The organism is Candidatus Methanocrinis alkalitolerans, from assembly GCF_029167205.1.
Taxonomy (GTDB): domain Archaea; phylum Halobacteriota; class Methanosarcinia; order Methanotrichales; family Methanotrichaceae; genus Methanocrinis; species Methanocrinis alkalitolerans.
Window position 1 is genome coordinate 83388 of the sequence record NZ_JARFPL010000001.1, and the last position, 20875, is coordinate 104262.

At 57.7% G+C, this 20875-nt stretch carries 20 protein-coding genes and 1 tRNA gene; 10 read left to right on the forward strand and 11 right to left on the reverse strand.

All coding sequences use genetic code 11. The features are described 5' to 3' along the window. Positions 1-8: 8 nt before the first annotated feature. Complete coding sequence (locus P0O24_RS00420) at positions 9-1496, reverse strand: acetyl-CoA carboxylase biotin carboxylase subunit (RefSeq protein ID WP_316967762.1); 1488 nt, start codon at positions 1494-1496, stop codon at positions 9-11. Between the two features lie 89 nt (positions 1497-1585). Between P0O24_RS00420 and P0O24_RS00425 the strand changes: the two genes are divergently transcribed. Then, entirely contained in the window at positions 1586-2014 is a 429-nt protein-coding gene (locus P0O24_RS00425) for a pyridoxamine 5'-phosphate oxidase family protein (RefSeq protein WP_316967763.1), read from the forward strand. Positions 2015-2085: 71 nt separating this feature from the next. Next, the gene (locus tag P0O24_RS00430; protein WP_316967764.1) at positions 2086-3609 is read left to right on the forward strand and encodes a replication factor C large subunit; all 1524 of its coding nucleotides are present in this window, start codon (positions 2086-2088) and stop codon (positions 3607-3609) included. Positions 3610-3636: 27 nt separating this feature from the next. Here P0O24_RS00430 and P0O24_RS00435 read toward each other — a convergent pair whose 3' ends face one another. Beyond that, positions 3637-4827, reverse strand: coding sequence for a methionine adenosyltransferase (locus P0O24_RS00435; protein ID WP_316967765.1), 1191 nt, complete (start codon positions 4825-4827; stop codon positions 3637-3639). Positions 4828-5008: 181 nt separating this feature from the next. Here P0O24_RS00435 and P0O24_RS00440 point away from each other — a divergent pair, with 181 nt between their 5' ends. The 4 genes from P0O24_RS00440 to P0O24_RS00455 all read left to right on the forward strand — a co-directional run bounded on the left by P0O24_RS00440 (position 5009) and on the right by P0O24_RS00455 (position 9233). Beyond that, positions 5009-5911, forward strand: coding sequence for an ArsA family ATPase (locus P0O24_RS00440; RefSeq protein WP_316967766.1), 903 nt, complete (start codon positions 5009-5011; stop codon positions 5909-5911). A gap of 404 nt (positions 5912-6315) precedes the next feature. Further along, positions 6316-7704 (forward strand): right-handed parallel beta-helix repeat-containing protein, encoded by a 1389-nt coding sequence (locus tag P0O24_RS00445; RefSeq protein ID WP_316967767.1) that lies wholly within the window; start codon positions 6316-6318, stop codon positions 7702-7704. A gap of 71 nt (positions 7705-7775) precedes the next feature. Beyond that, the gene (locus P0O24_RS00450; protein ID WP_316967768.1) at positions 7776-8849 is read left to right on the forward strand and encodes a hypothetical protein; all 1074 of its coding nucleotides are present in this window, start codon (positions 7776-7778) and stop codon (positions 8847-8849) included. A 306-nt stretch (positions 8850-9155) separates the two neighbouring features. After that, positions 9156-9233: transfer RNA gene (locus P0O24_RS00455), tRNA-Arg, on the forward strand. 64 nt (positions 9234-9297) lie between these two features. Here the strand turns inward: P0O24_RS00455 and hisG are convergent. Further along, on the reverse strand, positions 9298-10170 hold the full coding sequence (hisG, locus tag P0O24_RS00460; protein WP_394356638.1) for an ATP phosphoribosyltransferase: 873 nt from the start codon (positions 10168-10170) through the stop codon (positions 9298-9300). Positions 10171-10287: 117 nt separating this feature from the next. Here hisG and P0O24_RS00465 point away from each other — a divergent pair, with 117 nt between their 5' ends. Together P0O24_RS00465 and P0O24_RS00470 are read left to right on the forward strand one after the other, a co-directional pair. Continuing rightward, complete coding sequence (locus tag P0O24_RS00465; protein WP_316967770.1) at positions 10288-10806, forward strand: nitroreductase family protein; 519 nt, start codon at positions 10288-10290, stop codon at positions 10804-10806. Then, entirely contained in the window at positions 10803-12428 is a 1626-nt protein-coding gene (locus tag P0O24_RS00470; protein ID WP_316967771.1) for a tRNA uridine(34) 5-carboxymethylaminomethyl modification radical SAM/GNAT enzyme Elp3, read from the forward strand. Before P0O24_RS00465 ends, P0O24_RS00470 begins: the two co-directional genes overlap by 4 nt. A gap of 31 nt (positions 12429-12459) precedes the next feature. On the opposite strand, the gene P0O24_RS00475 is transcribed toward P0O24_RS00470, so the two are convergent. The 4 genes from P0O24_RS00475 to P0O24_RS00490 all read right to left on the reverse strand — a co-directional run bounded on the left by P0O24_RS00475 (position 12460) and on the right by P0O24_RS00490 (position 14249). After that, positions 12460-12606: a hypothetical protein gene (locus P0O24_RS00475; protein WP_316967772.1), complete on the reverse strand. Its 147-nt coding sequence runs from the start codon at positions 12604-12606 to the stop codon at positions 12460-12462. 116 nt (positions 12607-12722) lie between these two features. Next, positions 12723-13421, reverse strand: coding sequence for a hypothetical protein (locus P0O24_RS00480; protein WP_316967773.1), 699 nt, complete (start codon positions 13419-13421; stop codon positions 12723-12725). A 120-nt stretch (positions 13422-13541) separates the two neighbouring features. Next, a complete protein-coding gene (locus P0O24_RS00485; RefSeq protein ID WP_316967774.1) occupies positions 13542-13781 on the reverse strand; it encodes a DNA polymerase domain-containing protein in 240 nt (79 codons plus the stop codon). A gap of 318 nt (positions 13782-14099) precedes the next feature. Continuing rightward, the gene (locus P0O24_RS00490) at positions 14100-14249 is read right to left on the reverse strand and encodes a hypothetical protein (protein ID WP_316967775.1); all 150 of its coding nucleotides are present in this window, start codon (positions 14247-14249) and stop codon (positions 14100-14102) included. A gap of 247 nt (positions 14250-14496) precedes the next feature. On the opposite strand from P0O24_RS00490, the gene P0O24_RS00495 reads away from it, so the two are divergent. After that, complete coding sequence (locus P0O24_RS00495; protein WP_394356639.1) at positions 14497-15981, forward strand: ABC transporter substrate-binding protein; 1485 nt, start codon at positions 14497-14499, stop codon at positions 15979-15981. Between the two features lie 237 nt (positions 15982-16218). Here P0O24_RS00495 and P0O24_RS00500 read toward each other — a convergent pair whose 3' ends face one another. Next, positions 16219-16461 carry a type II toxin-antitoxin system ParD family antitoxin gene (locus tag P0O24_RS00500; protein WP_316967776.1) on the reverse strand — a complete coding sequence of 81 codons (243 nt, stop codon included), beginning with the start codon at positions 16459-16461 and terminating at the stop codon, positions 16219-16221. A gap of 446 nt (positions 16462-16907) precedes the next feature. Between P0O24_RS00500 and P0O24_RS00505 the strand changes: the two genes are divergently transcribed. Continuing rightward, positions 16908-17945, forward strand: coding sequence for an FmdE family protein (locus tag P0O24_RS00505; protein ID WP_316967777.1), 1038 nt, complete (start codon positions 16908-16910; stop codon positions 17943-17945). Between the two features lie 77 nt (positions 17946-18022). Here the strand turns inward: P0O24_RS00505 and mtxX are convergent, their stop codons facing one another. The 3 genes from mtxX to P0O24_RS00520 form a co-directional block, all read right to left on the reverse strand. Then, a complete protein-coding gene (mtxX, locus tag P0O24_RS00510; RefSeq protein ID WP_316967778.1) occupies positions 18023-18823 on the reverse strand; it encodes a methanogenesis marker protein Mmp4/MtxX in 801 nt (266 codons plus the stop codon). 4 nt (positions 18824-18827) lie between these two features. Next, entirely contained in the window at positions 18828-19790 is a 963-nt protein-coding gene (locus tag P0O24_RS00515) for a methanogenesis marker 2 protein (RefSeq protein ID WP_316967779.1), read from the reverse strand. Positions 19791-19863: 73 nt separating this feature from the next. Next, a complete protein-coding gene (locus P0O24_RS00520) occupies positions 19864-20808 on the reverse strand; it encodes a HEAT repeat domain-containing protein (protein ID WP_316967780.1) in 945 nt (314 codons plus the stop codon). Positions 20809-20875 lie beyond the last annotated feature (67 nt).

A 20875-nucleotide genomic window follows, 5' to 3' on the forward strand; every position in this document is an offset into this window, starting at 1 on the left:
GGGGGGACCTACTCCTCGGAGGCGGGGGCTTCCCGATGGGCCATGTAGGCTCCTACGGCCGCGGATATGGCCGCCACCCTCCGGGTGTCGGCGCCGAGGGCGGAGGCGAGGGATAGCCCCTTCTCGTACTCGGCCTCAGTGACCTTCTTCACCTCCTCCATTATCGACTCTTCCTTCAGGAAGTTGGTGTTGATGTCGCCCCGCCTGAACCTCTCGTTTCTTAGGACCGCTACGTGGAAGTTTATGTTCGTCTTGACCCCGGTGACGATGTACTCGTAGAGGGCTCGCTCCATCCGGGCGATCGCCTCGGTTCTGTCCCGCCCCATGGCCACCACCTTGGATATCATGGAGTCGTAGTAGGGGGGGATCACAAATCCGGCGTAGACGCCGCTGTCGACCCTTATGCCGGGACCTCCGGGGCTCCTGTATCTCTTTATCCTCCCGGGGGAGGGGGCGAAGTCGTTGAGGGGGTCCTCGGCGTTGACCCTGCACTCGATCGCCCACCCTCTTATCTCGATCTCGTCCTGGGAGTAGCCGAGGGGTTCGTCGGCGGCGATCCGGATCTGCTCCTTGGCAAGGTCGACGCTCGTCACCATCTCGGTTATGGGATGCTCCACCTGGAGCCTGGTGTTCATCTCCAGGAAGTAGTAGTCGCCCCTTGAGTACATGAACTCCACAGTCCCCGCGGACCGGTAGTCTATCGCCTCGGCGGCCCGGACGGCGATCGATCCCATCTCCTCCCGGAGCTCCGGGGTCATGATCGGCGATGGAGACTCCTCGATCAGCTTCTGGTGGCGCCTCTGGATGGAGCATTCTCTGTCGGAGACGTATATCGTCTTACCCCTGGAGTCGGCGAGGATCTGAAACTCGATGTGTCTTGGGTCAGCGAGGTACTTCTCGACGTAGACGGTCTCGTCGTCGAAGGCGGACCTCGCGATGGACCTCGCAGAGTCCAGGGCCGGTCCCAGGTCCTTATCCTCCCAGACGATCTTCATCCCTATCCCGCCGCCTCCGGCCGCCGGCTTCAGCATCACGGGGTAGCCGATGGACTCCACCAGGTCCATCGCTTCCTGGGGGTCGGTTATCCCTCCCTCGCTTCCGGGGATTATGGGCACCCCGGCGTTCTTCATGATATCTCGCGCGGCGATCTTGGACCCCATCCTATCTATGGACTTGCTGGTGGGGCCGATGAAGACGATCCCTTTCTCCTCGCAGGCCCGGGCGAAGGTGGGGTTCTCCGAGAGGAACCCGTAACCTGGATGGATCCCTTCCGAGCCCGTCTCCTCTGCCGCCTCCAGAATCTTGTCGATCCGCAGGTAGCTTTGGGAAGCCGGAGATGGGCCGACATAGACCGCCTCGTCGGCGTACTTGGCGAAGAGGGCGTTTCTGTCAGCCTCGGAGTAGATCGCGACGGTGGAGATGCCCAGCTCGCGGCAGGCTCTCATGATGCGGATGGCGATCTCGCCACGGTTGGCGATCAGAATCTTCGTGAACATCGGCTCTGGTTAGGAGGCCCGAGGCTAAAAACCTTTGGCGATCCGGTGGAAGAAGGTTTTAATTACCTTTCACCCCGAGAGAGGAGGCCATGAAGCCGAGGGAGATCTCCGGGGAGGAGTGCGAACAGCTGCTGGCGAATTCCAGGTTCGGGAGGCTGGGCCTATCGTCGGGGGGCGAGCCTTACGTCATCCCTATGTCTTACGTCTACGCCGATGGGTCGATCCTCCTCCACTCCGGCCTCAGGGGTAGGAAGCTGGAGATGGCGAGGGAGAACCCCAGGGTCTGTTTTCAGGTCGACTCCGTCGAGAGGGGCCGTTGGAGGTCCGTCATAGCCTTCGGAGAGGCCCGCCTCTCCGAGGATGCGGCGGCCAAAGAGAGGCTCTTTGACATCTTCACAAAGAAGGAGATGGCAGGTCACGGCGGCAAGTCCTTCCGCCGGGAGGATATGGAGAGGATGCCGATGGTGATCTGGGAGATCGAGATCCAGGAGATGACGGGGCGCGAGGGCGTCTGGTAGAGGCTCATCGACCTGGAGCCTGGTAGAGAGATCGAGACGAAGATGGGATCGATGGAGAGGCCGTTTCCGCCATGACCGCCACCAAATGGACTGAGAAGTACAGGCCCAAGAGGCTGAAGGAGGTTCTCGGAAACGGGAAGGCCGTCTCGGAGCTGGAGGGCTGGGCCCGGTCCTGGGAGAGGGGTCTCCCCGAGAAGAGGGCCGTCGTCCTCTACGGTCCCGCCGGTGTGGGTAAGACCTCCGCCGCCCTTGCCCTCGCCGAGGAGATGGGCTGGGACGAGATCGAGATGAACGCCAGCGACAGCAGGACCGCCGCCGCGATCCAGAAGGTGGCTGGGGCCGCTTCGCGGATGACGACCTTCTCGGGGAGGAAGCGGCTCGTCATCCTGGACGAGGCCGACAACCTCTACGGGTCCGCGGACCGGGGCGGCTCTGCCGCTATGCTGAAGCTGGTGAGGGAGACCGACCAGCCGGTGGTATTGATCGCCAACGACTACTACGGCCTTACCAAGCCCCTCCGGGAGGCGACCTTCGGCATCCAGTTCCGGAGGATCACGAAGGGGACCGTTGCCTCGGCGTTGCGGGAGATATGCCGGGCCGAGGAGGCGGGATGCACCCCGGAGATGATCGAGGAGATCGCCGATAACTCCGGAGGAGACCTCAGGAGCGGCATAAACGACCTCCAGGCCGCCCTCGAGGGCGCCCTCGACCCCGGCGAGGTGGCGACGGGGGTCCGGGACGCCAAATCATCGATATTCGACGCCGTCGCCAAGATCCTGAGGGGTTCGAACCTCGGCGAAGCCGTTAAGGTCGCTTGGACTTTAGACGAGAGCCCCGAAGACCTCGTCCACTGGATCGATGAGAACCTTCCCCTCGTCTACGTTCCCGCAGACCTGGCCGCAGGCTACGACCGCCTCTCCCGGGCCGACGTATTTCTGGGGAGGGTCAGAAGGAGGCAGAACTACGGCCTCTGGCGGTACGCCTCCTTCATGATGACCGGGGGCGTCCAGGCGGCCCGGACTGAGAAGAAGGGCGGCTACATCCCCTTCCGGCCGCCGGGCTACTGGAGGAGGATGGGCCAGACTAAGGGAGCAAGGCAGGTCCGGGACTCGGCGGCCAAAAAGATCGGAAGGCATTGCCACATCAGCTCCCGGATGGCGAGGGCCGAGATGATGGGATTCTTCGGCCTCCTCCTCAAAGATAAAGAGGCGGGGCCGAGGGTGGCGGCCCTCCTGGAGTTCACCCCCGAAGAGATCGCCCTCCTCATGGGGACGAAGCCGACGACCAAGAAGGTGGCGAAGCTCTACGACGCCGCCCAGGAGATCATCGAAGAGGAGAGGGTCTCGGAGATTGAAGGAGCCTGGGGCGGATCTCAAAAGGGAGAGGAGGCCGAAGAGATGAAGCGGCCTCAAAAGACGGATAAGGCCAGAAGCGGCGCTCCCGACGAAGACGATTCTGAGGTGGGGTCGGAGGCCGGCGATCCGGATGAGGGGCCGTTCGAGGAGGGCGGAGCGGCATCCTCCGACCTCGGCCAGAGCTCCGAGCCGACAGAGCCGGAGAAGGACGACCGCCAGAGGTCCCTCTTCGACTTCTGACGGAATATAAAAATAGATTTTTTTACTTCAGAAGGTCTTCAGCTCCCCCTTCATCAATTTGTCCTGGATCATCAGGATGTCGTCGAGCCACTGGTTTGCGATCTCTTCCGCCTCGGACTGGACGCGGGAGTAGTTGGCCCCCTCCGTCACCGTCGTCTGGATGGAGAGCATGTGGGGCTCGTCGATGGGCTTGCCTATCTGGGAGAGGATCCGGACGTAGACCTCCCCGACCTCCTCCACCTCGGCGACGATCTTGTTTGCGATCTGGGTCGAGAGGAGGTTGTAGATCTTCCCGACGTGCCTGATGGGGTTCTTCCCGCTTGTCGCCTCCATGGACATGGGGCGGTTGAGGGTGATGAGGCCGTTGGCCCGGTTGCCCCTCCCGACGGAGCCGTCGTCTCCCATCTCCGCCGAGGTCCCCGAGACCGTCAGGTAGACCGACCCCGACTCGGGGTCGTCGGCGACGTTCAGCTGGACCTTCACCTCCCTCTTCGCGCAGGAGCAGACGTTCTCCTCGATCTCCCGGACGATCACCTCTTTGGTCTCCATGTAGTCGGCGAGGTCGTCGAGGTGCCTTCCCACCATGGCGCAGGCGACGGTCAGGTTTATGGTGTCGCCGGACCTCATCGCCATCACCTTGACGTCTTCGCCGATGGCGGGGATCCTCTTTTTAAGGTCCATGAGGAACCTCTCGGTATCGTAGACGACCGTCTCCGTCTCGGAGAAGGGGGCGTATCCGACGCCGAAGGAGGTGTCGTTGGCGCCGGGGACCTTCCTCTTGAAGACGTCCTGGAGGTCTGAGGAGCCGGTCCCTATCCTGCAGTCCAAGATGACGTGGTCGCTGACGTCGATGTTGCAGAGGACGCTTCTTATGTACTCCTTCGCCGTCCTCCGGGCGATGACGTCGACGGGGATCTCCTGCTCCTCGAAGAACCGCGTAGCTCTCCCGGAGAGGAGGACGTATATCGGCTGGATGATCTCGCCGCCTCCAAAGGCGGGGCAGGACCTGCCGGCGACGACCTGGGTCTCGTCGGTGTTGTGGTGGAGGACGGCCCCGACCCTCCTCTTGTACTCGTGGCAGAGGGCGCAGCTGATCGACTCCGCCAGCCCGTCGGCGATGCTGTCGGGGTGGCCGATCCCCTTCCTCTCCACTAGCTCGATCATCTGCTCTTCGACTGGCTGCTGGCTCAACCTCTCGACTCTGATATTTCTCGTCATGCCCCGTTCCTCATTTCGTCTCTGGGGGGGCTGAACGGATCGATGGCATATTAAAACTTCGCAAGCTTCCTCCTCCCTTCCCCCTCTCTTCCCCCTCTCCTCCCCCTCTCCTCCCCCTCCCCTCCCGGACCGTCGGAGGAGAGCAAAAGGGGTAAATCTCGCTCCCGTCAACTCTTCATCCATGCGACTCGTCTACATGGCTGGGAAGGGGGGCGTCGGCAAAAGCGTCTCCTCGGCGGCGACGGGGCTCTGGACCTCTCAAAATGGCAAAAAGACCCTCGCCTTCTCCATGGACCCCGCCCACTCCCTCTCCGACATCCTGGAGGCGGAGATCGGCGATAAGCCCACCCCCATAGCCGAGAACCTCTACGCCGTGGAGCCGGACCTCGCGGCGGAGGCGGAGAAGTTCTACGCTAGCTACAAAAGCCTATTTCGAGCATTATTCGAGATGTTCCAGTTCGAGGTCCGCCCCCAGGACTTCGGGGCCGTCCCCGGGGTCGGGGAGCTGATCTTCATGGACCGGCTCTACGACGTCTACATGGAAGGAGATTACGACGTCGTCGTCATCGACTCGGCCCCCACCGCCCTCGTCCTCCCGCTCCTGAAGCTTCCCGAGGTGACCACCGGCGTCGTCACCCGCCTCCTGGGGATGAAGTCGAGATGGACGGGGATCTTCAACATGCTGGAGCCGGGCTTCGGCGACTCCGTCGTCAAGGAGGTCCGCCGCCTCAGAACGAAGGCCGAGACGATGAGAAACGCCCTCATCGACTCCGAGATCACCACCATCTCCGTCGTCATGATCCCGGAGAAGGCGGCGGTGATGGAGAGCGAGCGGCTGATAAAGACCGTCGAGGCCCACGGGGTATCCGTCGACTCGATAATAGTCAACCACGTGATGGCCCCCTGCGAATGCGACTACTGCAGCCGGCGGGTCGCCTCGCAGAAAGGGTACATCGAGGAGATCAAAACGAAGTTCGCGAATAAGCAGATCGCGCTCCTGCCGTCTTACGGCGAGGAGGTGAAGGGGCCGGGGCTCGCGCAGGTGGCGCGGGATCTGTACGAGAAGGGGCAGCTGAGGATATAGATGGGGGGGGGGGCTTGGGGCCGCCTCACTCCTGCGAAAGGATGTGGGGAGATAGGAGTGGTGGGGTGTCGCGGAGAGGGGCGAGATTTTGGGATTGGTTATGCAGGCAGCTTTCGGGATTTTGGTTGGATATGGCATATCCATATTTTCTCTACCGTTTTGATGTGGGCTGGTTTTTGGTGAAATTGTTAAGGCTGCAAGCTCAATCCGATGGAATATGTTGTCCATGTATTGATGGGTCTGAGGCGAGTTTTCCGAAAGGAATTTATATCGCTCGTATGGAGGGTAGTTAGGAGGTCAAAAGCGCATATCGTCATGAGGGAGACGAAGAGCCTTAAGAGATTTATCAAAGGGAGGCTAAGAGTGGAATGAGTTTCTATAATAAAACTATATATAGAAAAATAATGTGTGCTAAAATCGCCATAATAGGATTTATCTGTGTTTTAGCCTTCCAGGGGTCGACTTTATCTGCTACGGCTAAATTAGAATGTTATAGTTTTGAGAATGAGACGGATATCGATAGCTTTGGTTATACTGATTGGTATCAGACTTCTCCGGGCTATAGAAGCTCTTGCTCTCTTAAATCCGGTGTTATCGATCAAGGGAAAACAAGCAGCATTTTCAAAGATGTAGTCGGTCCTGCAAATGTCAGTTTTTACTGGAGAGCGGAAGAATTCCACAATTGGGCCCCTAGCGTTAAAACAGATATAGGTAAATTTTCGTTTCTGGTAGACGGTAATGAGATCCATCTAGATAGAAACACTGACGTATTCGGTTGGAATAAAAAAGAGATCGAAGTTGAAGGCGGAAAGCATGTACTTGAATGGAGGTTTCTCAAGCGTTCTATCGGGAGAAATATACCTGAATCAGCTGGGGCTGGGTGGATTGACAATATTTGTATTGAGAAAAATATATTGGAACCAGAACCTAAAGTGCCAGAACCAGAACCTAAAGTGCCAGAACCAGAACCTAAAGTGCCAGAACCAGAACCTAAAGTGCCAGAACCAGAACCTAAAGTGCCAGAATCTGTATGCGATTATTATAATAAGACTACCTATGTTGATCAATATAAATTTAACGAAAGTATATATATATATAGGACAATTAAAGAGGCTATTGAGCACGTAGAAGAAAACGGAACTGTGATAATAAGATCTGGCTCATATAACGAAAATGTTATAATTGAGAAATCGCTAACTCTAATTGGAACTGAAGAATTAAACTCTATTATACATACAAATGGAACAGGAGTTTTAATAAATGCTGATCATGTTACAATAAATTCTATCGCAATTAACGAGGCATCCACAGGCATTCGCTTAGTTAATAATAAGATAGGTTGTATAATTTCTAACAATAGTATATCAGATTGTAAAATGCATGGGATGGTTATTCAAGGTGTCGAAACAGAAGTTAGTTATAATTATGTTAATAATAGCTTAAATAATGGTATCGTCTTATTGAATTCCGTAAAGTGTAATGTTTACAGGAACGAGTTGAATGGGAATGTTGAGCATGGATTATATATATACAGCGGAAATAAAAATTTTATAGATAATAATTACATTAGAGAATCCAAAGCTGGAATTAGATTGGATCATTATTGCGATGGTAATATAATCGGATTAGGTAATATTTTTGCGGCCGATGTTCAATGTGATATAGTATGTTCGAATAACTACAATTGTTATGCAACTAGCTTACCAGGCATGTGCGGGCCGAGTGATAATGAAGTATTATTTGACGCAATTTGCTTACGATGTGATCATGGGAAACTGGGTGGACCTATATGACGAAATCAAAACGCTTAATAATAATAGTATTAAAATTATGTTTATTAGCTTGTATAGTGCCTTATATTGGAGTGAGTGAGGAAGGATCAGATCCAGAATTTAAATCCGGACCCACAGTTATCACTCCCATCCCCATCCTCAAGCCTGGACCCATGTTAGTTTCGGATTCCACCATTTCTCCAGCTAATTTGCAGGACATCACTATTGCAAGTTCCTCACGTTCTAAGGGATCGTATTATATAGGTCCGCTAGGCCCTCCAATAACGATAGACAAAAATACAAAAGGACTGCGCGAAAAATACTATAAAAATGATAATATTACAATACGATTGAGAATCCTGAATTGTGATTTGAAGAATACGATAGAATATGTCAATTTGCAGGAAGAAATCCCCAATCAATTCGAATTAGTAAAAAAGGATAGCGATACCTATGAAGACGATTCTGAAAAAAATCCTAATAGAGACCCAAAGACTATAAGATGGGTCTTCAACGACGGCATATATTCCTCAATAAATCTAGAATATACTGTAAGAACTAATAAAAGTGGTCAATTTATATTTAATAGTCCTTTGCTGAGAGCGAATATTAAAGATAATAATGGGAGATCACACGAAATTTCACAAAGCAACAATGATAACTTATATATAGCTATTCATAATAGAGAGCCTAGTTTTGAGAGATTAGAATACCCAGAAGCAATTAAATTAGGAAAAGATGCTACTATTAATGTAGTTGTCAAAGATTTCGACTCCGATCCCATAAACGTTTATATATATAAAAAGGATCATACGTTAGTCGGGACGTTTTTATCAAAAAATAATGGACAGGACAATTCTTCACATACATATATATTGAATCAATCAGAATTAAATAACAAAGGGGTTAATGAGTTCACATTAGTCGCTACTGATCATGAAAGCAAGACGCAACAGAGTATAGAAATTGAAGTATATAATATAATAAAAAGAAAGTATATTCCGACAATAGATACGCAATGGATTATTTTTCTCAGTTTTGCATCAGGAATTCCATCATTACTCATTGGAATAGCAATTGGGTATCGGCATTATAAAAGAATAAAAAAATATATAAAAATATATCTAGCTACGAATGAACCTAAATATAGACGAAGAAAAAGATAAAAATTCCAATCGATAAAAACCCTTAACTTTTTCATTCTAGAATTAATTAACTTGATAATTTTATTTCTAAAAAACAAGAATATTTGTTGAGTATATAATGTCAGGTCGCGTACTCGTTCTACTGAAAATTGCCACTCGAATCGAATCCAAGCGACTCATTTTCTGCCAAACAGCCATTACGTCACCCGTTAGCGCTATTCAGTAATCTGGGTACGCGACCTTATGTCAAAGGCTTCGGGAATATACAATAATAGACACTCGCCGGAAACCTTGATATACCAGTTTCCCCTTCCAGAAAGCCGTCGTGGGCGTGTAGCCTAGCCAGGACAAGGCGGCAGCCTCCTAAGCTGTAGATCAAGGGTTCGAATCCCTTCACGCCCGCCAACCACGATCTTGCTTTCCTATTCCTTTCTTCCTGATCTTCCTTATCTATCGCCCCGGCGAGGCTTCAAGGCACGATCTTCGATATGGCGACCTCGATGATATCCTCGGCCCCGGCCTTCTTCAGCTTCGGGATGAGCAGGTTAATCCCCGACCGGTCGACGACGGACTGGACGGCGTAGTACCCGGAGTTGTAGAGCTTCGAGACCGTCGGCCTCTTCATGCTGGGAAGAAGGGCGATCACCTCCTCGATCTGATCCTCGGGGACGTTCAGGGCGATCAAGACCTTCCCCCTCGCCCGGGTGACGGCAAAGAGCATCGTCTCGATCGCCTCGATCTCCTCCCTCTTCTCGGGGTCGGCCCAGCTCTCCTTATTTGCGATCAGCTCGGAGGTCGACTCCAGGATGACGTCGACGATCTTCAGGCCGTTCTTGACGAGGGTCGAGCCCGTCTCCGTCAGGTCGACTACGGCGTCGGCGAGCTCCGGCACCTTCGCCTCCGTCGCGCCGTAGGAGTACTCCACCTCGACGGGGATGCCGAGATCTTCGAAGAACCTCCTCGTCAGGTTCGGATACTCCGTCGATATCCTGGAGCCGGGAAGGACGCCCCTCGCCGAGGTGGCCTCCTGGGCCTCGGGGACGGCGACGACGACCTTCACCTTTCCGGGGCCCTGCTTTCCGTAGTCGAGCTCCGCGACGGTGACGACGTCCGCGGCCGACTCCCTGATCCAGTCCGTCCCGCTGATCCCCAGGTCGAAGCGCCCCTTGGCGACGTATGTAGGGATCTCCTGGGGGCGGAGGATCTTCACCTTCCCCACCCTGGGATCGTCGATCCGGGCGTTGTACTCCCGCTCCGTCCTCTTGATCTCCAGCCCCGCCTGGGCGAAGAGCTGGAGGGTCTGGCTCTGTAGGCTCCCCTTTGGAATGGCGATATCGATCATGGATCTGAACACCTTTCCCGGAAGGGTGCCTTCGGGGCTTTTATCTCTTCCCGTCTCGACCTTCGCCTCCGGCTCCATCAGAAATTTTAATATCCCTCGGGGGGCGACATAAGGGCGATGAACTTCAAAGAAGCCCTGGTGGGCCGAAGGTCGGTGAGGAGGTACGCCGACCGCCCCGTCGGCCGGGAAATGGTCTCCTCTCTCATCGAGGCGGCGGAGGCCGCGCCTTCTGCCGGAAACCTCAGGGCGAGGGAGTACTACGTAGTCGCCCGCCCCGAATTGAAGGCAGCCCTCGCCGCCGCCGCCTTCGGCCAGGAGCACGTAGCTAGCGCACCCGTCGTCATCGTCGTCTGCGCCGATCCGGCCCGGTCGGGGAGGAGGTACGGCGACCGGGGCCAGCTCTACTCGATCCAGGACGCCGCCTCGGCGACGACCTGCCTCCTCCTCGCCGCCTTCGATATGGGGCTATCAGGCTGCTGGACCGGCGCCTTCGACGAGCTGATGGTGAGGGAGATTCTGAGCCTCCCCCGCCGGCTCGTCCCTACGGCCATAGTTCCCATCGGCTGGCCCGCGGAGAGACCGGCTCCGCCGCCGGGACGGGATATGGCAGAGGCGGTCCACTGGATCGAGGGATGAAGACGGATCGGAGCCAGAAAACGGATCGTGGCGAGAAAGCTGATCGAGAGGTAAAGGCGGCTCTCCGGGAGATCGTCGACGCCGTCCTATCCGGGGAGATCTCAAGCGAAGCGGATCTCGATCGGTGGAAGAGGAAGGCGGGCAGGAAGTTTGGCCTCGCAGACCTGCCGAAGAACGCCGATATCCTCGCCGAGGCCGGTGAAAGTGAGCGTGCCCGTCTGAAGCTCCTGGGTAGAAAGCCGACTCGAACCTTATCGGGGGTGGCGGTGGTGGCTGCCATGACATCTCCCGCCCCCTGCCCCCACGGCGTCTGCGTCCCCTGCCCCGGGGGCGTCGGCCGCCGGGACGCAAGTCCGACGCCCCAGAGCTACACCGGGCGGGAGCCGGCGGCGATGCGGGCGATCCAGCACGGCTACGACCCCTACCTCCAGGTGAGGGCCCGCCTCCGCCAGCTTGAGGAGATCGGCCATCCCGTGGACAAGGTGGACCTGATCGTCATGGGCGGGACGATAACCTCCAGGCCCCTCGGCTATCAGACCTGGTTTGTAAAGAGGTGCCTTGAGGCGATGAACGACCATCCCGGAAGGGACGGGACGGCGACATTTCCAGATTCCAGAGGGTGTCTGAGGAGCTTTCGTGAAGTGGCGGCGGCTAACGAATCGTCCCGGGTCAGAAACGTCGGCACCACCTTCGAGACGAGGCCCGACTGGTGCGGTCCGACCTCCATACGAAATATGCTCCTTCTGGGCGGGACGAAGGTGGAGCTGGGGGTCCAGTCCACCGACGACGAACTTCTCGGGAAGATGAGGCGGGGCCACTCTGCCCAGGACGCCGTCGATGCGAACCGAGCCCTCAGAGATGCGGGTCTTAAGGTGGGGTTTCACATGATGCCGGGGCTTCCCGGCTCTGATCCTCGGAGGGACCTCGCCTCCTTTCGGGCGCTCTTCGATGGCGAGGATTGGAGGCCCGACTACCTCAAGATCTACCCCGCCCTGGTGGTGGAGGGGACGGAGCTCTACGACCTCTACCTCCGGGGCGAGTACGAGCCCCTGGGAGACGATGAGGCGGCGCAGCTCTTATCCCGGATCAAGGAGATGATCCCCCCCTACGTGAGGCTCCAGCGGGTACAGAGGGACATCCCGGCCCCGGCGATAGCCGCCGGGGTCAAAAAGAGCAACCTGCGCCAGCTGGCAAAGGAGAGGCTCCTTGCGAGGGGGGGGGCCTGCCGGTGCATCAGGTGTCGTGAGGCGGGCCTTCGGGGCGTCTGCGAAGAGACGGAGGTATCCATCAGGGATCTCTCCTACCAGGCCTGCGGCGGCGAGGAGCGGTTCCTCTCTTATGAGACGGATGACGGGACCCTGGCGGCCTTTCTGAGGCTGAGGCTGAAAGAGGAGGCCCGGGTCAGGGAGCTTCACGTCTACGGCCCCATGACCCCCCTGGGAGAGAGGGGGGGATGGCAGCACCGGGGGCTGGGATCAAGCCTCCTCGCCGAGGCGGAGGAGATCTCCCTGGGGGCGGGATACGACTCGCTTTACGTCACCAGCGGCATCGGGGCTCGGCCCTATTACCGGCGCCACGGCTACCGGCTGGCGGAGCCTTATATGGTCAAAGGCCTCCGATGACGCCGCCAGAGCATCTTCGCCGGCACCTTCCTCAGGGGGGTGGGCACTCCGGGATGCAGTTCATCGCGAGGAGGAGGAGGAAGGCGGCAGCCAGGATCAAGATCAGATGGTTTTTCAACTTTATCCACCTGACCTCGGCCATAAGGACCTCGATATTTGAAGCTGGTATCTGCGCCATAAGAATCATCCGCTCTATCGGTCCATCCGAGAAAAACGGGTTTTGGATCTCCTCTGCCTTTTCATCATGCCGGAGAGGCAAACCCCGGAACAATCTGGTTATTTTGTATTTAATCCTTAATAAAACTTGTCTTTCAGCCTAAAAATTGTATGGTTTCCACGGGCTCGACGGGGCCGAACCGACGGATCAGGTCCTGAAGACTTCATGAACCTGAAGGGGAAGGCCGCCTCCTCCCAGGCCTTCTCGATGAGCCTCCCATAATAGTCCAGATCGAACTCGGTGGCGTCCCATTCCGCATCGACCTCCCACATCTTTGCATCCCGGACCACGTATCCCGCGGTCATCCCCGGCGACAGCTTCAATCCCCTTCTCCGATAAGCAGAGACCACCGAGGCTCCGACGCATTTTTTGTCGTAATGAAGCTTGCTCATCCGCCGGCGTATCACCATCTCAGAGGGGTCGGCAGCCTGGAGCCCTCGACGATACCTCCTCGCTATGTCCAGCGCCTCCGGCTCAACCCTCCGGAGCTCATCCATGGACCGGGCTTCGCCCATCTTCTCGAATACCTCAGTCTGCATCCGTCTGACGTACTCCGGGGTGTCCCTCCTCCGGGCCAGAACCCCCTTCACCTTCAGCCCCCCTCCGGAGAGCCGACCGAAGTACCGGTTGTAGGCTCCGAAGCCGTCGGCGAGGGGGAGGAAGACGATCCAGTCGTAGGGGTCGAGCTCGGTGGCTATATTGGTCAGGGCTTCCACCTTCTCCTTGAATAAAGAGACGACGGAGACGTCGCCGCCTTTGACCCAGAGGCAGTCCACGATCCCGTGAAGGACCAGAAGGTCCAGGGTTTCTGCGATGAGCTTCGCCTGGAGGAGCAGCTCCCTGGAGATGGAGGTGATCGCCTCGTGGACCTCGATCCCTCCGAACTTGGTGTTCTTCTAGCCTGTATAGCCGAAAGATGTGACCAGCATCCACTTCAGCACCGAATCAAGGCCTTTGTACCGGGGATGGACCTTCTTCAGCCCCTTGGTCAGAAGCCTCAGATCCAGGAGCGGCTCGATCACCCCGCTGAGAAAACCCCTTTTGCTGCCGCCGTCCAGGGTCTCGGGGGATAGGTTGTAGTTGACTATGATCGAGGGGTAAAAGGAGGTGAAGTCCAGCTCGTAAGCCTTCTCCATTGGTCATCGGTTAAGAGAAGAATCGCGATGAGGCAGCGATCTCGGTAGCAAGTACGGTGAGATTGGCTTGGTCAAAGAGGCTACAGCAAGTCAGTCTTGAAATCGGATCAAATCTAGATGACGCATAATTCGTGTGAAAAATGGCGAGATCGTGTAGTTTAAACTCCTTAACCGATGACCAATGAAATCCCATTCAAATATGATAAGCGTGCTTCTTCAAAGTAGTACCAACTCATTCCCCCCATGAGCAAGTGCTTCTCATCGCCGAATTGCTCAATCAAATACCGTAGACGTTCAACTCGATAGGGCATGGAGAGTTTATCTTGTTCTTCCAGAAAAACCGTTTCGATATTTGCTCTCTTTTTCGGGCACATTTATTCCACCACGGGTACTTATTCTATCTATTCTTCTCCCACTAAATATGGGCATCCATCTGGACAGGGCGTTCAACGTTGCCAGGGAAAGCACACGGAGGAAGGCTGTTACCGCCCACGAAAAACGTTTCGGCGTTTAAGATGCAGATCTTAACCATCAAAATTAAGGTTCCAGAGCACTAGCTATAAATTTCCGTGGTTTACATAATTATAACGAATAGATTCATAAATAGGCAGAATAACATTTACCATCATAACAAGAGATCTGACTATCCATAAAGAGGTGTTTGCAAGTGCTAAAACCCCTGATATTTGGACTGGCCCTCGCCCTCCTGGCGCTGATGGCCGCCGGCCCCGCTGCGGCCGCCGACCGCGAGGTGGCAGAGTACACCATCGCCGATGCCACGGGAGACTGGGGCTTCCCCTCTCCATACGCCCACTACTCCCGGGGGCCCGGATACGTCCGGATGAGCTTCATCTTCGACACCCTCGTCTGGAAGGACGACCGGGGATACCTTCCGGCCCTCGCTGAGGAGTGGGAGTACATCGATGCCGAGAACGCCTACCTCTTCCATCTGAGGGAGGGCGTCACCTGGCACGACGGCGAGCCGTTCGACGCCTCCGACGTCGTCTTCACCGTAGATTACATCAAACGCCACCCCTACCAGTGGGTCGACTCCGCCATAATCGAATCTGCCGAGGCCTCCGGCGACCACGCAGTGAAGCTCCGCCTCGCCGACCCTTACGCCCCCTTCATGGACCTCGTCGCCTCCACCCTCCCCATCCTCCCCCGCCACATATGGGAGGGGGTCTCCGATCCTGCGGGCTATAGGGAGGACGACGCCCTGATCGGGACAGGCCCCTTCATCCTCGCCGACTACAACAAGGCCCAGGGCAGCTACCTCTATGAGGCGTACGACGACTACTATGTAGGCGCTCCCAAGGTGGGAAGGATTGCCTTCGTCAAGGTCTCTGACCAGACTGCCCCCGCCGCCCTGAGGCAGGGGTACGTCGACGCCGCCTCCGTTCCGCCGGAGGCGGTATCAGCGCTCGAGGGCGCCGGACTTGAGATAATCGAGGGCGCTCACGACTGGAACGCGAAGTTGATGATCAACCACCAGAAAGAGCCCTTCTCCGACCCCGAGTTCCGGCGGGCCCTCGCCCTGGCCATCGACCGCGATGGCCTGGTGGATATCGCCCTCCGGGGGCAGGGGGTCACAGGAAGCCCCGGGATGGCCCCCCCCGACAGCGACTGGTACAACCCCGGAGTCGAGGCGTATGAGCGCGACCCCGACCTGGCGAGGGATATGATCTCCGACCTCGGTCGCGCCGGGGAGAAGGTGGAGATCCTCGTGGCGGAGAGAGGGACCGTCGGCTGGCCCGGCTCCCGGGTGGCGGAGCTCCTGGAGCGGCAGCTGGAGGATGCAGGCCTCGTCGTCACCCTCCGATCCCTCGACGGCGCCACCCTCGACTCCAGGGTGATGGCCTGGGACTTCGACCTCGCCCTCTCCGGCCACGGAGGCCTAGGCGCAGACCCCGACTACCTCCGGAGGATGACCCTGGAAGAGACTCTCAACAGCGCCCGTTACGCCGATAACGGCCGGTTGGCCGACCTCCTGGAGGATCAGAGGAGGGAGACCGACGAGGACCGCCGGGCTGATATGATCTCTGAGGCCCAGGAGCTCTACGCCGAGGACCTTCCCGCCCTCACCCTTTACTACCCCCGCTGGTATTGGGCCCACAACGGCGAGGTCGACCTCTACTTCACCAGGGGCGGTATAGCCATCGGGGTTCCGATACCCTTGAACAAGATGGCCTTCGTCTAGGGATGAAGAAAGTAAAACAAAGGAACGATGTCCCAACTTCCGGGGCATCCATCGCCTTTTTTAAATCCTCCGCCCCGATAGCCAGGAAGTTCGGCGGGGATCCGGGTGCTTCATCCGTTTGCGAGGAGGCACCATCACCATCTTCTCCAAGCGGTTCAGAAAAAGGACCTTCAGCTCCTGTGGGAGGTTCTCAAGCTCCTTTTTTGCAGAGTCTGAGAAGACGAGGTCCATAGATCTTCAGCGCTCAGCCTCAAGTATCTTTTTTATCTCTTCAAAGGAATGGGTCTCGGCCTTTCCGGCTTCCAGCTCGCCCATCTCCGTCATAACTCCTCTATGCGCCAGCTTCAGCTCTTCTTCCTCGATGATCCGCTTATAAGCCATGATGGCCTGACGTATGACTTCCGTCCGATTTCCAGCATAACCCTTCTCGATGATGCTTTTTATAGCAATCTCGTACGGAGCCCCAAGATTAACATTCATAGCTCATCATCCTATGCATATTGAATGAACATTGAAGTACATAACGATTGTTCACGCCATGATGTGGTACGAGTCGACGACGGAGATCTGTATGAATTTAACCAAAAGATTTATTACGTATTAAGATCATCCTGCCATTGGGGTGCGATAATCTCGTCATGTCTTGACCTCCTTGAGATGGCATCCCTCTACAGGCCATTGCCCTCTCTCCAACCACGGGCGCCGTATCAGGGGCAAAGCCATGCCAGAAACGGCGCCCTTCTTCTGCCATGTTCTCCTGAGCAGATTATAAATTAATATGAACTATTTAGATTAAAATATTGATTAATATGAATTTCAACCAAAAATGTTATAAATAATTCGGTATAACTATCTCCGGCTTGCGTAGCATAAATTAGAATATTGCAAGCTCTTATATCGAAAAATATCGAGAATAAGGTGATGATGTGAATATCTATCGAATTATAGCGACGACCCTCCTCCTCCTGGCCCTGGTGCCGGGAATGGCCCTGGCCGAAGGGGAGGATATGTACCAGCTCGGCGCCGACGCCGCAGAGTACGCCATGGCAGAGATGGGGTTTGAGAAGGGCGATGCCAATGTCCTGGCCCTGACGAACGCCGGATACGCCGTGATAGGCGGCCAGACGACGCAGATCTGCCTCGATGCGGTGAGGGAGGCGACCGGCTGCACTCCGGGAAAGGGAAATTTCCTCAACATCTTGACCCCCCCCTGGAAGCCCCTCTGGTTTGGGTTCTATAGCAAGAATACCGGTGAGGCGGTCTACATGAAGGTGAACGACGACGGGACCGGCTTCGCCATTCAGGAGATGGAGAAGATCGACGCCGAGACGGTCCTCGCCGACGTCGAGGGCTGGGAGCCCGGCGTCTTCGGCCACATGCTCCCCGTAGTCAACATCTGGGCCCACGAGAAGACCCCCTATATATTCGGTAAGGCGGTGGAGTTCCACGACCACCTCTGCCCCGGGGTCTCCAGCGGCTTCTTGCTGGCGAAGTATATGGAGAACGAGCTCCCCATCGAGGACGCCACAAACCAGAGCTACAAGGTGATAGCCTGCCCCAACTGGTGTAAAGAGGACTACTTCCAGATGGCCTGGGACTGCACCCCCGGAAAGAAGGGGATGTACGTCAAGTACCTCACCGCCGACGAGACGTCTGCCCTGACGGAGAAGTTCGGCACCAGGGTCGCCGGGATATTCATCCGGTGGGACGCCTCCTCCAAGACCGGTGACGGCCTCGTGCTGGGATTCGACTTCGACAAGGCGACGGAGATGAGCAACTCCGAGGGCTGGCCCAGCTGGGCCGCGAGGCTACAGCAGGATATAATCCTCATGGACGCCGCCGACTCCCCGGAGACCTTCGTCTCCACCATCAAGGAGTTCAGCCTCGCAAAAGAAGATGAGCTCTTTGCCCTCCAGGGCGCGGGGGTCCACCCCCTGAAGGTTCTGGGGGTCATGTCTGGCTGAGACCAAAAGATCGCGGGGCGCATCGTCGCCCCAAAATTATTTTCCCTCTTTTCGTACAGTCTTTCAGCCCGACGACTTCACCTCCCCTTCATCGCCACCAGGGCGCTGGCGAGGGTGACCGGCCCCGCAAAGCTCCTCCTCGCCCGGCTGGAGTCGACGAAGACGGGGTCCATGATGACGGGGGCGCCGTAGCCCCTGGCTCCGGAGAGGAGCATCAGAGTCCGGAAGATGAGGTTTCCAGAGATCCCGTCAGGGGCTACGATGAGATCGTCGCCGCGGCACGCCTCGATGAGGATACCCCGGTGCTCCGCCCGAACCCCCGCATCCCGGGCGAGCCGGGCCAACAGCTCCCCCTCGGCGAGGGTCCTATCGACCCGCTGGGACCTCCCCAGGTCCTCCATCCTCCCCCCGGATAGGATCGAGACCTGGGCGTCGACCCCCATCCCCCGGAGGTACTCGGCCCCCATCACAGCCAGATCCCGCCGGGCGGATACGGTCTCCCCCTCGTCTATTCCCACGGGGGCGAGGAAGAAGGACCAGTCCGGCAGCGCCAGGAGAGAGATCCTTCGAACCCTCACATCGAAGGTCCCGGCTATCTTCCTCATCACCCTGGTGGCAGAGAGGTTTCCCCTTACGGCGCCGTCGATCTCCCCCTTCTCCAGAAGCTCCACCAGGGCCGAGGCGGGGTCGTCCGCCCCGACGACGGCCACCTCTTCCCCGAGGTCGCAGCCGGGGTCCCCCACCAGGACGACCTCGGCGAACTCTCCCGCCTCTTCGATCCCGGCCCATAGCTCTGGGCTGCCGTCGGCGCCGATGCCGATCCTGGCGCGCCGGCCTTTTGCGGCCCGCTCCATCCGGTCGACGAACCTTCCGTCCACGGGATCACCTGATGCCCGTGATCGTCTCGGCCTCGAAGTCGAAGAGGACCGCCTTCTCATATTCCGACGATATCACCAGCTTGCGCTCTTCGGTCACCCTCCCTACGACGGCGGAGGCGAGCCCCCGTTCAATAAAGACCCGGACGACCTCTCCGGCCTTCTCCTGCGGAGCCGTCACGACGAAGCCCATCCCCGGATACATCTTCTGCCAGGCTAGCATATCCATCCCCTCGGGCCGGGGGAGGAGGTCGAGGTCGACGACCGCCCCTTTCTGGCTCGACTCCAGGAGCATCCCCAGGGTCCCCAGCATCCCGGGGTTGCTGATGTCTTTTCCCGCCGTCACCAGGCCCCGTTCCCCAAGCTCCCTCATCGATCCGAGCTGTCGGAGGAGGACCTCCCCTTCCTTGAAGCTGGTGGAGTCCCAGTTGATGGCGAACTTCGGGTGGACCCTCCCGTCGAGGTCTACCCCCACGACGACGGAGTCGCCCGGCTCCGCCGAGGAGCTGAGGATGACCGCCCCCTTCTTCGCCTTGCCGAGGATGGCGACGTCCAGGGAGCTGTAAGGGGTGTCCGGATGGAAGTGCCCTCCGACGATGGGGACGGCGAACTTCTCGATCCCCTTCAAGAGGCCCCGGAGGACCTCCTCTGCGAGGTCGGGCGAATCTACGCTGAAGACGTCCACCATCGCCACAGGCCAGCCCCCCATCGCCGCGATGTCGTGGACGTTCACGAGGACGGCACAGTAGCCGGCCCACTCGGCATCGGCCTCCAGAAGTCGAGACCATATTCCGTCGGCGGCCAGGAGCATCACCTCGTCGCCGTCGTCGATGACCGCCGCATCCTCCCCGAAAGAGGCTATGATCAGGTCCGATTCTACAGGAAAGTGGCCTACGAGATCGCCTATGGCCTTCTTGCGGGTTATCCCCACAAACCCACGAAGCTCTGCCGCGAGAGACTCAAGGTTCATCGCCCATCAGAAGATCCCGGCGGAAAAATAGGTGACGGTGCCTGAGGGTCGTCGGCTAGACCTCTCCATCTTCCTAGCCTCCGACGATGTCGAATACCTCCACCAGAGAGTCCAGGGCCTTATCCCTGACCTTCGGCGGGCCCCTGACGCACGCCTCCTGGAGGTGCTCGATCGCCCGGGGGTCTCCGATCTCCCCCAGGGACCAGGCGGCCCAGGCCCGGATCTCCTCGTCGTCGCCGCCGAAGACGACCTCCACCAGCCGGTCGAGGGCGTCGGCGAGGCCGATCTCCCCGAGGGCGGTTACGGCGGCGAGCCTCACCCGGGGGTCTACGTCATCGAGGAGGGACGCCGCCATCCTGCACGCCTCAGGGCCACCGATCTTCGCGAGGGAGTTGGCCGCCTCCATCCTGACGGCGGCGCTCTCATCCGACAAGGCCGGCGAGAGGTGGGGTGCCGCCTCCGGCGCTCCCATCTCCCCCAGGGACCAAGCCGCCCTCCTCCGAAGCTCCGCGTCCTCGGCCCCGATGAAAGGTGCCACCATCGCCATCGATCCTCGAGAACGGAGGCGGCCGAGGCCCACCACCGCCATCCTCTTCGCCTCCAGGTCCCCCTCTTTCAGAAGCCCTTCGAAGGCCTCCCCGGCGCCGAAGGCGACGAGGGCGAGGGAAGACCGGAGCCTCACCTCCCGGGACGGATCTCTTGCGAGGGACACCGCGAGGGCCGGGACCGCTCTGGGGTCGCCGATCGCCTCCAGAGCCGACGCCGCCCACTCCCGGACGACGGGGTCCTCGTCCAGAGAGAGGGCTTTTGCTAGGGGTTCGATGGTCCTTGCATCCTTTATCTTTCCCAGGGCCCACGCGGCCTTGAACCGGACCTGGGGATTTTTGCCTTTTTCCAGCGCCTTCAGGAGCGGCTCCGTCGCCTTGGACCCCGCCTCCACCAGCTTCCAGGCGGCGGCCTGCCTCTCGAAGTAGTCTTCGCTTCCCAGCAGTACGACCAGTTCTGAAAGGGGCTCCATGGCCGAGAGTCTCCTGCTTCCCCTCCATTAAGGTTTCCCCGAACCCGCAAGGCGGTGTCGCGGGCTG